At 72.8% G+C, this 12,720-nt stretch carries 13 protein-coding genes; 4 read left to right on the forward strand and 9 right to left on the reverse strand.

The window, feature by feature from the left end; translation table 11 throughout:
* Positions 1 to 169: 169 nt before the first annotated feature.
* From truB to rimP, 7 genes are all read right to left on the reverse strand, one after another.
* Entirely contained in the window at positions 170 to 1,069 is a 900-nt protein-coding gene (truB, locus tag IF73_RS0116720) for a tRNA pseudouridine(55) synthase TruB (protein WP_031008502.1), read from the reverse strand.
* Positions 1,066 to 1,506 carry a 30S ribosome-binding factor RbfA gene (rbfA, locus tag IF73_RS0116725; protein WP_030496574.1) on the reverse strand — a complete coding sequence of 147 codons (441 nt, stop codon included), beginning with the start codon at positions 1,504 to 1,506 and terminating at the stop codon, positions 1,066 to 1,068. Before rbfA ends, truB begins: the two co-directional genes overlap by 4 nt.
* Positions 1,507 to 1,535: 29 nt before the next feature.
* Positions 1,536 to 1,829: a DUF503 domain-containing protein gene (locus IF73_RS0116730; protein WP_031008504.1), complete on the reverse strand. Its 294-nt coding sequence runs from the start codon at positions 1,827 to 1,829 to the stop codon at positions 1,536 to 1,538.
* A 138-nt stretch (positions 1,830 to 1,967) separates the two neighbouring features.
* Positions 1,968 to 5,033 (reverse strand): translation initiation factor IF-2, encoded by a 3,066-nt coding sequence (gene infB / locus IF73_RS39530; RefSeq protein WP_078868097.1) that lies wholly within the window; start codon positions 5,031 to 5,033, stop codon positions 1,968 to 1,970.
* 149 nt (positions 5,034 to 5,182) lie between these two features.
* Positions 5,183 to 5,473: a YlxR family protein gene (locus IF73_RS0116740; RefSeq protein ID WP_078868098.1), complete on the reverse strand. Its 291-nt coding sequence runs from the start codon at positions 5,471 to 5,473 to the stop codon at positions 5,183 to 5,185.
* Between the two features lie 95 nt (positions 5,474 to 5,568).
* Positions 5,569 to 6,564 carry a transcription termination factor NusA gene (gene nusA, locus IF73_RS0116745; RefSeq protein WP_031008510.1) on the reverse strand — a complete coding sequence of 332 codons (996 nt, stop codon included), beginning with the start codon at positions 6,562 to 6,564 and terminating at the stop codon, positions 5,569 to 5,571.
* 2 nt (positions 6,565 to 6,566) lie between these two features.
* Entirely contained in the window at positions 6,567 to 7,064 is a 498-nt protein-coding gene (rimP, locus tag IF73_RS0116750) for a ribosome maturation factor RimP (protein ID WP_031008512.1), read from the reverse strand.
* A gap of 181 nt (positions 7,065 to 7,245) precedes the next feature.
* Here rimP and IF73_RS0116755 point away from each other — a divergent pair, with 181 nt between their 5' ends.
* Genes IF73_RS0116755 through IF73_RS0116770 form a run of 4 tightly spaced genes read left to right on the forward strand, consistent with a single transcriptional unit; the run spans position 7,246 to position 10,135 of the window.
* Positions 7,246 to 7,821, forward strand: a complete 576-nt coding sequence (locus IF73_RS0116755; RefSeq protein WP_031008515.1) for a hypothetical protein — start codon at positions 7,246 to 7,248, stop codon at positions 7,819 to 7,821.
* The gene (locus tag IF73_RS0116760) at positions 7,818 to 8,234 is read left to right on the forward strand and encodes a ferritin-like domain-containing protein (protein WP_031008517.1); all 417 of its coding nucleotides are present in this window, start codon (positions 7,818 to 7,820) and stop codon (positions 8,232 to 8,234) included. The genes IF73_RS0116755 and IF73_RS0116760 overlap by 4 nt, the downstream gene beginning before the upstream one ends.
* Positions 8,235 to 8,289: 55 nt before the next feature.
* Positions 8,290 to 9,186, forward strand: coding sequence for an aminoglycoside phosphotransferase family protein (locus tag IF73_RS0116765; protein ID WP_031008519.1), 897 nt, complete (start codon positions 8,290 to 8,292; stop codon positions 9,184 to 9,186).
* A 58-nt stretch (positions 9,187 to 9,244) separates the two neighbouring features.
* A complete protein-coding gene (locus tag IF73_RS0116770; RefSeq protein WP_037879459.1) occupies positions 9,245 to 10,135 on the forward strand; it encodes a slipin family protein in 891 nt (296 codons plus the stop codon).
* Between the two features lie 260 nt (positions 10,136 to 10,395).
* Here the strand turns inward: IF73_RS0116770 and IF73_RS0116775 are convergent, their stop codons facing one another.
* Complete coding sequence (locus IF73_RS0116775) at positions 10,396 to 12,096, reverse strand: proline--tRNA ligase (protein WP_031008523.1); 1,701 nt, start codon at positions 12,094 to 12,096, stop codon at positions 10,396 to 10,398.
* A 71-nt stretch (positions 12,097 to 12,167) separates the two neighbouring features.
* Positions 12,168 to 12,713: a GNAT family N-acetyltransferase gene (locus IF73_RS0116780; RefSeq protein ID WP_031008525.1), complete on the reverse strand. Its 546-nt coding sequence runs from the start codon at positions 12,711 to 12,713 to the stop codon at positions 12,168 to 12,170.
* Positions 12,714 to 12,720 lie beyond the last annotated feature (7 nt).

Raw genomic sequence — 12,720 nt, forward strand, 5'->3', positions numbered from 1 at the left:
GTGTGGAGGGTAGGTCGGGGCGTCCCCCGCCCGGCGCGGATCGGCGAACGCGCCCCCTCCCGCGCCCGGGGTTCACTCCGAGCGCTTCCCCGATGGGGTGAAGAAACACGGAAGGGCGGGCGCGCCGTGCGCACCCGCCCTTCGTGTCCGTCGGTCGACCGTCGGTGACTCAGCCGAAGACGGCCAGGCTCTTCGCCCTGCCCCGCTGGGCCTCGACCAGCGCGAGCAGCTTCCCGTCCGGCCCGAAGACCGCGACCGGGCCCTCGGGGTACTCCGGCATCTCCAGCCGCACCCCGTTGAGCAGCAGCCGGGCCCGCTTCTCGTCGACGTCCCAGCGCGGGAACGCCGCCCCGGCGGCCTCGGCGACCGGCATCACGGTCAGCTCCTCCTGGAGCTGGTCCAGGGTCCGGGCGCTGTCCAGCCGGTACGGGCCCACCCGGGTGCGCCGCAGCGCGGTGAGGTGCCCGCCGACGCCGAGCCCGGCGCCGAGGTCCCGGGCCAGCGCCCGGATGTACGTACCGGAGGAGCAGACCACCGAGACGACCAGATCGATCACGGGCGTGCCGTCCTCGGCGGTCTCCTCGCGCACGTCGTACACGCGGAAGGAGGAGACGGTGACCGGCCGGGCCGGGATCTCGAACTCCTCGCCGCCGCGCACGCGCGCGTAGGACCGCTTTCCGTCGATCTTGATCGCGGAGACCTTCGACGGGACCTGCATGATGGCGCCGGTCAGCTCCGCGACCCCCGCGTCGATCTGCTCGCGGGTGACCTTCGACGCGTCGACCGACGCCGTGATCTCGCCCTCGGCGTCGTCGGTGATCGTGGTCTGGCCCAGGCGGATGGTGCCCAGGTACTCCTTCTCGGTCAGCGCGAGGTGACCGAGGAGCTTGGTGGCCCGCTCCACGCCGAGGACGAGGACGCCCGTGGCCATGGGGTCGAGCGTGCCGGCGTGGCCGACGCGACGGGTCTTCGCGATCCCGCGCATCTTGGCCACGACGTCGTGCGAAGTGAAGCCCGACGGCTTGTCGACGATGACAAGGCCGTCGGGCGTCTTTGCTGCGGTGCTCATTCGGCGGCTTCGTCCTCGCCCGGCTTCTTGTACGGGTCGGCTTCGCCCGCGAAGGTGGCGCCCGAGGACGCCTCCCGCACCTGGGCGTCGGAGGCGCGCGCCTTGTCGAGGAGGTCCTCGATGGTCCGCGCGTTCTCCGGGAGGGCGTCGGCCACGAAGGCCAGGGTCGGGGTGAACTTGGTCCCCGCCGCCTTGCCCACGGCCGAGCGGAGGATGCCCTTGGCGCTCTCCAGGCCGGCCGCCGCGCTCGCCCGGTCCTCGTCGTCGCCGTAGACCGTGTAGAAGACCGTGGCCTCCCGCAGGTCACCGGTGACGCGGGTGTCCGTGATGGTCACGTGCGTACCCAGGCGCGGGTCCTTGATGCCGCGCTGCAGCTTCTCGGCGACCACCTCCCGGATGAGGTCCGCCAGCTTCTTCGCCCGCGCGTTGTCGGCCACTGGTCCGTCTCCTTCTTTGCCTTGCTCGTTCAGTCTTCATCAGTGTGGAGCCTTCGGCGCACCGAGAGCAGCTCCACCTCCGGCCGCGCGGCGACCAGCCGCTCGCAGCGGTCGAGGACGCCGTTCAGGTGCCCCAGGTCCCCCGACACCATGGCGACGCCGATCTCGGCCCGCCGGTGGAGGTTCTGGCCGCTCACCTCCGCCACGCTCACCGAGAACTTCCGTTGGAGCTCGGCGACGATCGGCTTCACGAGGGAGCGTTTCTCCTTGAGCGAATGGACGTCGCCGAGGAGCAGGTCGAAGGACAGAGTCCCCACATACATGTGTGTCCGGATGTCCCGCCGGTTCGGGGTCAGTGGCCCCGCCAACCGCTGGACGGGGACACCGAAACCGTACACGGAACGGCCGGGGCCGATCGACGGAATAACCTCCGCCGACCGGCCCCGGCACTTCACCGCGTGTTACGCGCGCGGCTTCTCGCGCATCTCGTACGTCGCGATGACGTCGTCGACCTTGATGTCGTTGAAGTTTCCGAGGTTGATACCACCCTCGAAGCCCTCGCGGATCTCGGTGACGTCGTCCTTGAAGCGACGCAGACCCTCGATGTTGAGGTTCTCGGCGATGACCTTGCCGTCGCGGATGAGGCGCGCCTTGGTGTTGCGCTTGACCTCGCCGGAGCGGATGAGGACACCGGCGATGTTGCCGAGCTTGGAGGAGCGGAAGACCTCGCGGATCTCCGCGGTGCCGAGCTCGACCTCCTCGTACTCCGGCTTGAGCAGACCCTTGAGGGCCGCCTCGATCTCCTCGATCGCCTGGTAGATGACCGAGTAGTACCGGACGTCCACGCCCTCGCGCTCGGCCATCTGCTGCGCACGCCCGGCGGCGCGCACGTTGAAGCCGATCACGATGGCGTCGGAGCCCATCGCCAGGTCGATGTCCGACTCGGTGACGGCACCCACGCCGCGGTGCAGGACGCGGATGTCGACCTCCTCGCCGACGTCCAGCTGGAGCAGGGAGGACTCGAGGGCCTCGACGGAACCAGAGGCGTCACCCTTGATGATCAGGTTCAGCTGCTGGATCTCGCCGGCCTTGAGCACCTTGTCCAGGTCCTCGAGGGAGACACGGCGGACGCGCTTGGCGAAGGCCGCGTTCCGCTCGCGGGCGGCGCGCTTCTCGGCGATCTGGCGGGCGGTGCGGTCCTCGTCGACGACGAGGAAGTTGTCACCGGCACCCGGGACGTTGGTGAGACCCAGGACGAGGACGGGGGTCGACGGGGTCGCCTCCTCCACGTTGTTGCCCTTGTCGTCGAGCATGGCCCGGACGCGGCCGTACGCGTCGCCGGCGACGATGGTGTCGCCGATGCGCAGCGTTCCGCGCTGGACCAGGACCGTCGAGACGGCGCCGCGACCGCGGTCGAGGTGCGACTCGATGGCGATGCCCTGCGCGTCCTGGTCCGGGTTGGCCCGGAGGTCGAGCGAGGCGTCGGCCGTGAGGATGACGGCCTCCAGCAGGGAGTCGATGTGCAGACCCTGCTTGGCGGAGATGTCGACGAACATGGTGTCGCCGCCGTACTCCTCGGCCACCAGACCGAACTCGGTCAGCTGACCGCGGACCTTGACCGGGTCCGCGCCCTCGACGTCGATCTTGTTGACCGCGACGACGATCGGGACGCCGGCGGCCTTGGCGTGGTTGAGCGCCTCGATCGTCTGCGGCATGACGCCGTCGTTGGCCGCGACCACGAGGATCGCGATGTCGGTCGACTTCGCACCACGGGCACGCATGGCGGTGAACGCCTCGTGACCCGGGGTGTCGATGAAGGTGATGCGACGCTCTTCGCCGTTGACCTCGGTACCGACCTGGTAGGCACCGATGTGCTGGGTGATGCCACCGGCCTCGCCCGCGACCACGTTGGTCTTGCGGATCGCGTCGAGGAGGCGGGTCTTACCGTGGTCGACGTGACCCATGACGGTCACGACCGGCGGACGGGAGACCAGGGCCTCTTCGCCGCCCTCGTCCTCGCCGAACTCGATGTCGAAGGACTCGAGAAGCTCGCGGTCCTCCTCCTCCGGGCTGACGACCTGGACGACGTAGTTCATCTCCTCGGCCAGCATGACCAGCGTGTCGTCGGAGACGGACTGCGTGGCCGTGACCATCTCGCCGAGGTTCATCATGACCGCGACGAGCGACGCCGGGTTGGCGCCGATCTTCTCCGCGAAGTCGGTGAGGGACGCACCGCGCGACAGGCGAATGGTCTCGCCGTTGCCGCGAGGCAGCATCACGCCGCCCACGGACGGGGCCTGCATGGCCTCGTACTCCTGGCGCCTCTGCCGCTTCGACTTGCGACCGCGACGCGCGGGACCGCCGGGACGACCGAAGGCGCCCTGCGTGCCACCACGGCCACCCGGGCCGCCGGGACGGCCGCCGAAGCCGCCGGGACGACCGCCGAAGCCGCCGCCACCGCCGCCGGGACCACCCGGACGACCGCCGCCGCCACCGGGACCGCCGGGACGGCCGGCGAAGCCGCCGCCACCGCCGCCGGGACCGGCCGGACGACCGGCGAAGCCGGGACGACCGCCGCCGCCGCCGGGACCGCCCGGACGACCGCCGGGGCCACCGGGGCCACGACCGCCGGGGCCGGGACGCGGGCCGGCAGCGGGACGCTGCGGCATCATGCCCGGGTTCGGACGGTTGCCGCCGGGCGCGCCACCGGGACGCGGAGCCTGCGGACGGGGCATGCCGCCCGGGGTCGGACGCGGAGCGCCGCCCTGGGGACGCGGGGCGCCGCCGGGGCCGCCCTGCGGACGCGGGGCGCCCGGAACGGCACCGGGGCCGCCGGGACGCGGGGCGCCGCCGCCGGGACGGGGCGCCTGCGGGCGCGCCATGCCGGTGGAGCCGCCGGAGGTGAAGGGGTTGTTGCCCGGACGCGGGCCGGCCGGACGCGGGGCGCCCGGACGCGGGGCCTGCTGGCCGGGACGGGCGGACTGCTGACCCGGGCGCGGCGCGGCCTGGCCCGGACGGGCACCGGTCGGACGCGGGCCGGGGGCGGCACCACCGGGACGCTGACCACCCGCGGCCGGGGCCGCCGGAGGCGCGGTGAACTCCGGGTTGGTCGGAGCCGGGGCGGCGGGGGCCGGCTTGGGGGCCGGGGCCGCGGGCTTCGGACCCGGGGTCGGACGCGGGCCGGGGGCGGCCGGCGTCGAGGGCTTCTCAGCCGCCGCGGGCTTGGGCGCCGGGGTGGGCGCACCAGGCTTCGGGGCAGCGGGACGCGCGGCAGCGGGCGCCGAAGGCGCCGGCGCGGCCGGCTTGGGGGCGGGCGCCGCCTTGCGGGGCGCGCCGGGCTTGGCAGCGGTCTTGCCGGCGGAACCGCCGGGACCCTGCAAAGCGTCAGTCAACTTGCGCACGACCGGCGCCTCGATCGTCGAGGACGCCGAACGGACGAATTCACCGAGTTCCTGGAGCTTGGCCATGACGACCTTGCTCTCCACACCGAACTCCTTGGCGAGTTCGTATACCCGGACCTTAGCCACATCGCTCCTTTGTAGGTCCGGTTACCGCCGGACCGTCGCTACTTCATGGGCGTACTCATCGCGTACTCATCGAGTGCTCATCGCAATCTCGACCTACTTCCGACTCGCGAGGTACCTGACCGCACGGTGTTCCGTGCCGTACTTCCTGTTCACTGCGGTGCCGCCTGGGCGGCCTGCTCGATGTGTTCCCGCAGCGCCGCCGTGTCGAGCGGGCCCGGGACCTTGAAGGCCCTCGGGAACGCCCGGCGGCGGGCCGCCAGGTCGAGACAGTGCAAGGCGGGGTGCACGTACGCACCCCGGCCGGGCAGCGTACCGCGATGATCGGGGACGCACTCGTCCTTATCCATCACGATCCGCAGCAGTTCGCTCTTGGCCGCTCGCTCCCGGCATCCCACACAGGTTCGCTCAGGGCACGCGCGGGCATGCGTCCGGCCAGACACGATTAAGTCTACCTCCCCGTACCGACCTCACCCGTTTGGGGCAAAAATCGAACAGCTGTTGGCCAAAAACGATCTCCGGCTTGCGCCGGGGCCGCTCAGCCCTCTTCGGCCACGGACTCGGTGTCCGGCCGGATGTCGATCCGCCAGCCGGTGAGCCGCGCGGCCAGCCGGGCGTTCTGGCCCTCCTTGCCGATGGCCAGGGAGAGCTGGTAGTCGGGGACCGTCACCCGGGCGGACCGGGCGGCGGCGTCGACGACCTCGACCTTGGAGACCCGGGCCGGCGAGAGCGCGTTCGCCACCATCTCGGCCGGGTCGTCCGACCAGTCGACGATGTCGATCTTCTCGCCGAGCAGCTCGGCCATCACGTTCCGGACCCGGCTGCCCATGGGGCCGATGCAGGCGCCCTTGGCGTTCAGACCCGAACGGGTGGAACGGACCGCGATCTTGGTGCGGTGACCGGCCTCACGGGCGATCGCCGAGATCTCGACCGAACCGTCGGCGATCTCCGGCACCTCCAGGGCGAAGAGCTTCTTCACCAGGTTGGGGTGGGTGCGCGAGAGGGTGACGGACGGACCGCGGACACCCTTGGCCACCCGGACGACGTACGTGCGCAGCCGCAGGCCGTGCGTGTACTCCTCGCCCGGCACCTGCTCCTGCACCGGCAGGATGGCCTCCAGCTTGTCGTCCAGCTTGACGAGGACGTTCTTCGGGTCCTTGCCCTGCTGCACCACACCGGCGACGACATCGCCCTCGCGGCGGGCGTACTCGCCGAAGGTGACGTCGTTCTCGGCGTCGCGCAGCCGCTGCTGGATGACCTGGCGGGCGGTGCTCGCCGCGATGCGGCCGAAGTCCGACGGGGTGTCGTCGAACTCCTTGGGCTCCTGCCCCTCCTCCAGGTCGGCCGGGTCCTCCTCGGCCCACACCGTCACGTGACCGGTGTGCCGGTCCAGCTCCACGCGCGCGTGGCGGCGGGCGGACGGGGTGCGGTGGTACGCGATGAGGAGGGCCGACTCGATGGCCTCGACCAGCATCTCGAAGGAGATCTCCTTCTCCTGCGCCAAGCCCTTGAGAAGCTTCACGTCGATGTCCACGGCTACGCCTCCTCTTCCTTCTTGTCCTTGCGGTTGAACTCGATCTCGACACGCGCCTTGGCGATCTCGGCGAACTCCACGCGGCGGGCGGTGGCCTTGCGGCCCTTCACGCCCGGGACCTCGGTGTCGAGGCCGTCCTCGTCCACCGCCAGGATGCGGGTGACCAGGTCCCCGCCCTCGGCGAGCTGGAGCTTCACCAGCCGGCCGGTGGCCCGGACGTAGTGGCGGTGCTCGGAGAGCGGACGGTCGGCGCCGGGGGAGCTGACCTCCAGGACGTACTCGCCGTCGCCCATGGCGTCGGTCTCGTCCAGCTTCGCGGAGATCGCGCGGCTCAGCTCCGCGCAGGTGTCCAGCTCGACGCCCTCGTCGGAGTCGACGACGATCCTCAGCAGTCCGCGGCGGCCGGCCCGGGACACCTCGATCTCCTCCAGATCCAGGTTCTCCGCGTGGACGAGCGGCTCAATGAGTCCGCGCAGCCTGTCGCTCTGGGTGGTGCTCATCCGGGTGACTCCTCGGCCGCGTGTGCTGTTGTGGGTACGTCGCTTGTCGCTGCGTGTCGGATCAAGGGTATCCGGTCCCGGAGGGTGTTGCCGTCCACGGCCGGGGCCCCCGCGGGTACGCTCGCCTGCGGTGATCTTCGAAGGGCGGCCGGGAGGGGTCCTGAATGCTGAGGGAGAGAGCGTGACGACGACGGGCAGACGCGCCGTGCTCGTGGCCGGGGCCTCGGCCGCCGCGGCGGCCCTGACGGGCTGCACCTCGGACGGCGCGGGCCCGCGCCGTCCGAGCGCCGCGGAGGAGGCGGCGGCCCGCGAGGCCGAACGGGTGGCCCGCGCCGAGGCCGCCCTCCGCCGCCGCGCGGTGACCGCCTCACGGACCCTGCTGGAACGTTACGACGCCACCCTGGCCGCCCATCCCGCCCTGCACGCGCGCGTGGCCCCCCTCCGTGCCTCCGCCGCGGCCCACGTGGCCGCCCTCGGCGAGGGCACCCGCCCGACCCCGGGCCCCTCGTCCGCGGCCCCGGGCACCGGTACGGGGTCCCCTTCCGCGACGCCGGGCGGCGGGACCGGCGGCGTGCGGGCCGTGTCGGGCGACCCGAAGGCGGCGCTGCGGGAGCTGGCGGGGGCGGCACGGGCCGCGTCCGACGCCCACACGGCCGAGCTGCTCGCGGCGCCGCCCGAGTACGCCCGGCTGCTCGCCTCCGTGGCCGCCGCCGGCGCCGCCCACGCCTACCTCCTCACCGAAGGGGCCCGCGCATGAGCGCCCTCCAGGCCGCCCAGGCCGCCCTCGCCGCCGAACACGCGGCGGTGTACGGCTACGGCGTCGTCGGCGGCCGGGTCGCCGAGGGCCGCCGGGCCGAGGCCACCGCCGCGTACCAGGCACACCGGGCCCGCCGCGACGCGCTGCGCCGCACCGTCCGCGACCTCGGCGGCACGCCGACCGCCGCGGCCGCCGCGTACGAGCTGCCGTTCCGGGTGGCGGACCCGGCGGGCGCGGTGCGGCTCGCGGCCGTCCTGGAGGACCGGGTGGCCGGCGTCTACTCCGATCTGGTGCGGGCCGCCGACGGCGCGCTGCGCCGGGAGGCCGCGGCCGCGCTCCGGGAGGCGGCGGTCCGCGCGGTGCGGTGGCGCGGCAGCGACGTAACCTTTCCTGGGCTCGCCGAGCGGGTGTGAGTCCGGCCCCCACCAGCCCTGATCACCCCGCCCCAGCAGAAGGAACAACGTACGCATGGGTTTCGAAGCGCCCCGGCGACTGGTGACGGCGCTCCACGAGAGGTACGGCGAGGCCGCCGCCGACTGGCTCGGACGGCTCCCCGGCCTCGCCGAGCGGGTGCCCGCGGAGGCCGGTCTGACCGTCGAGCGGGTGGTGGCCCCCGGCGGACGCGGCAGCCTGGTCCTGCTCGTCCGCGACGCCGCCGGCACGCCCGCCGCGCTGAAGATCGCACCGCCGTACAGCCGTCCGGAGCAGGAGCGGGACGCGCTCGCGCACTGGAACGGCTGGGGTGCCGTACAGCTCCTCGGGGAGGGCCCCGAGGGCGCCCTCGTCCTCGAACGGCTGCACCCCGAGGTGTCGCTCCGCTCGCTGCCGGAGGCCAAGGCGCTCCTGGAGGCGGCCGGGACCGTACGGAAGCTGTGGGTGGACCCGCCCGCCGGGCACGGCTTCGACACCGTCGCCGGCCGCACCGCGCGCCAGGCGGAGGCGATGGAGCGGCACCGCGCCGACGCCGACGCCGGGGAGCTGACCGCCGCCGCGCTCGCCGCCCGCGAGGAGCTGCTCGGCGGGTCCGCCGAGGAGCTGCTGCTGCACGGCGACTTCCGGCAGGGCAAGGTGCTCGGCGGCGACCGCGCGCCCTGGCTGGCCGTCGGGCCCGACCCGGTCGTCGGCGAGCGCGCCTACGACCTCGCGCGGCTGGTCCGCGAGCGGGTCGAGGACCTGGTCGCCTCCTCCGCCGGCGCCCCGGCGGCCCGGCGGCGGGTCAACAAGCTGGCCGACTCGCTCGACGTCGACCGGGAGCGGCTGCGCGGCTGGACACTCTTCCGGACCGTCGAGTCCGGCACCCGGGCGCTGGCCGGCGGGCGCCGGCAGGAGGCCGAGTGGCTGCTGGAGTTCGCGAGCTGGCTGTGAGTCCCCGGGCCTTCTGAGGGGAATACCCTTTTTGTATCCCTTCCTCAGGGGGCCCGTGATGATCGAAGACATCCTCCTGGCCGTGGCGGGAGCGGCTGTGGCCGCCGCCGCCTACGTCGGCGCGGCGGCGCGCGTCGTGAAGCAGTACGAGCGGGGCGTCGTGTTCCGCTTCGGCCGGCTGCGGGGCGACGTGCGGCCGCCCGGCTTCACGATGATCGTCCCGGCGGTGGACCGGCTCCACAAGGTGAACATGCAGATCGTCACGATGCCGGTGCCCGCGCAGGAGGGCATCACCCGGGACAACGTGACGGTCCGGGTCGACGCGGTCGTCTACTTCAAGGTGGTGGACGCGGCGGAGGCGCTGGTGCGGGTCGAGGACTACAAGTTCGCGGTCTCGCAGATGGCGCAGACCTCGCTGCGGTCGATCATCGGCAAGAGCGACCTCGACGACCTGCTGTCCAACCGCGAGAAGCTCAACCAGGGGCTGGAGCTGATGCTCGACTCCCCCGCGATCGGGTGGGGCGTGCAGATCGACCGGGTCGAGATCAAGGACGTCTCCCTGCCGGAGACGATGAAGCGCTCGATGGCGCGGCAGGCGGAGGCGGACCGGGAGCGGCGGGCGCGGCTGATCAACGCGGACGCGGAGCTGCAGGCGTCGAAGAAGCTGGCGGAGGCGGCGCACCAGATGGCGGAGGCGCCGTCGGCGCTGCAGCTGCGGCTGCTGCAGACGGTCATGGCCGTCGCGGCCGAGAAGAACTCGACCCTCGTGCTGCCGATCCCGGTCGAACTCCTCCGCTTCCTGGAGCGCGCCACGCCGGAGTCCGCGCCCGCGGCCACGCCTCCCGCGCCGCCCGCGCCTCCGCTGGAGCCGCTCCCTCCCGTCGAGGACCTCACGGGCTCCTCGGTGGAACCGTCCCCCCGACACACCCGGGGCGACATGGCGGCGTGACGCGCCCCCCCCTCCGTGTGGGCAGGCGTTCCGCAGGGCTGGGGGTGCGCCTGAACCCGCACCCGGTGTACGGCGCCGTACGGGTGCGGGTCCAGGCCAGGTCGCGGAGGCACCGCTGACGGTGCCGTTCCGTTGTGCCCACCCTCCCCCAAGCTCTCGGCTTCGCTCGAGCAGGGGGACCCCCATCGCCCCAGCGGAACGATTGCCCACAACGGGGTCCAGCCGGGCTCAGCGCACAACGGAACGGCGGTGGCGAGAGGTCAGGCCGTCAGGGCTTCCAGGGCCTGCTCCACCGTGACTTCCTCGCGCTCGCCGGTGCGGCGGTCCTTCAGTTCGAGGAAGCCCTCCGCCGCGCGGCGGCCGGCGACGAGGATCTTCGGGACGCCGATCAGCTCCGAGTCGGTGAACTTGACGCCCGGCGAGACGCCCGCGCGGTCGTCGACCAGCACGCGGAGGCCCGCGGCCGCGAGCTTGTCGGAGACCTCCAGGGCCAGCTCGGTCTGGAGCGCCTTGCCGGCGGCGACGACGTGGACGTCGGCGGGCGCGACCTCGGCCGGCCAGCACAGCCCCTTGTCGTCGGCGGTCTGCTCGGCGAGCGCGGCGACGGCGCGCGAGACGCCGATGCCGTACGAGCCCATGGTCACGCGGACCGGCTTGCCGTTCTGGCCGAGGACGTCGAGCTTCAGCGCGTCCGCGTACTTGCGGCCGAGCTGGAAGATGTGGCCGATCTCGATCGCGCGGTCCAGCTTCAGGCCGGTGCCGCACTTGGGGCACGGGTCGCCGTCCTGGACGACGACGACGTCGACGTACGCGGAGACCTCGAAGTCACGGCCCGCGACGACGTTCTTCGCGTGCATGCCGTCCTTGTTGGCGCCGGTGATCCAGGAGGTGCCGGGGGCCACCCGCGGGTCGGCGATGTAGGTGACCTTCTCCAGGCCCTGCGGGCCGACGTAGCCGCGCACCAGGTCGGGACGGGCGGCGAAGTCGGTCTCGGTGACCAGCTCGACGACGGCGGGGGCGAAGTGCGCCTCGACCTTGTCCATGTCGACCTCGCGGTCGCCGGGGACGCCGACCGCGACGATCTCGCCGTCGACCTTGACGAGGAGGTTCTTGAGCGTGGCGGAGGCCGGCACGCCGAGGGAGGCGGCGAGGGTCTCGATGGTGGGGGTGTCCGGGGTGGGGATCTCCTCGGCTGCGGGAACGGCGGAGCCGTCGACGGCCTTGACCTCCTGGTAGACCGCCTCCGTGTTCGCCGCGAAGTCGCAGTTCGGGCAGTCGGCGAAGGTGTCCTCGCCGGCCTCGGCGGGGGCGAGGAACTCCTCGGACTTGGAGCCGCCCATGGCGCCGGCGGTGGCGGCGCAGATGCGGTAGTCGAGGCCGAGGCGCTCGAAGATCCGCTGGTACGCCTGGCGGTGCACGGCGTACGACTGCGCCAGGCCCTCGTCCTCGGTGTCGAAGGAGTACGAGTCCTTCATGAGGAACTCGCGGCCGCGCAGGATGCCGGCACGGGGGCGGGCCTCGTCCCGGAACTTGGTCTGGATCTGGTACAGGATGACCGGCAGGTCCTTGTAGGACGAGCACTGGTCCTTCACCAGGAGGGTGAAGATCTCCTCGTGGGTCGGGCCGAGGAGGTAGTCGCCGCCCTTGCGGTCCTGGAGGCGGAAGAGCTCGGCGCCGTACTCGTCCCAGCGGCCGGTGGCCTCGTACGGCTCGCGGGGCAGCAGCGCGGGGAGGGAGACCTCCTGGGCGCCGACGGCGTCCATCTCCTCGCGGACGATCCGCTCGACGTTGGCGAGCACCTTCTTGCCCAGCGGCAGCCAGCTCCAGATGCCGGCGGCGGTGCGGCGGACGTAGCCGGCGCGGACGAGGAGCTTGTGGGAGAGGACCTCGGCGTCCGCCGGGTCGTCGCGCAGCGTCTTCGCCATCAACTGGGACATGCGCTGGACCGGTGCGTTGGCCATGGTTCTCGTACTCCTGCCGGGACTGACGTTGATGGCTAGGAGGTTAGCCGGGCCGCCCCGTCCGCGAGAAATCAGTTCCGGCGCGGGAGCGGCAGCGGCGCGCCCATCACCGCGTACGGGCGGGCGGCGCTCGGGAAGTGGACCTGGCGGGCGAGGTCCCGGTAGCCGAGGGAGTGGTAGAGGCCGCGGGCCGGGGAGTCGGTGTCGATCGCGGAGAGGATGGAGCGCTTCTCGTCGGCGGTGTCGGTGATGGCGGTGATCAGCCCGCGGCCGACGCCCCGGCCCTGGAAGGCGGGGTGGACGTGGAGCTCGGTGATGACGAAGGAGGCGTCGAGCCAGTCGGCGGTGCCGGTGGCGCGGAGGTACGGCTCCACCACGGTCGACCACCAGTGGGTGCGGTCGTTGGGCATCCCGTACACGAAGCCGGCGAGCCGCCCGTCGGGGGTGCTGGCGCCGAAGGCGCGGGCGCCGGGGTTCATCAGGTGGCGCAGCACGATGTGGCGGCGTACCGCGACCTCGGCGGCGTCGAGGCCGAAGGCGACCGCCTGCACGGCGAGGGCCTCGTCCACCCGGGCGGCGAGGTTGACGGGTCCGATCACGGTGGGGGCGTCGTCCATGCGGCGC

Source organism: Streptomyces sp. NRRL F-5727 (assembly GCF_000719555.1).
Lineage (GTDB): Bacteria > Actinomycetota > Actinomycetes > Streptomycetales > Streptomycetaceae > Streptomyces.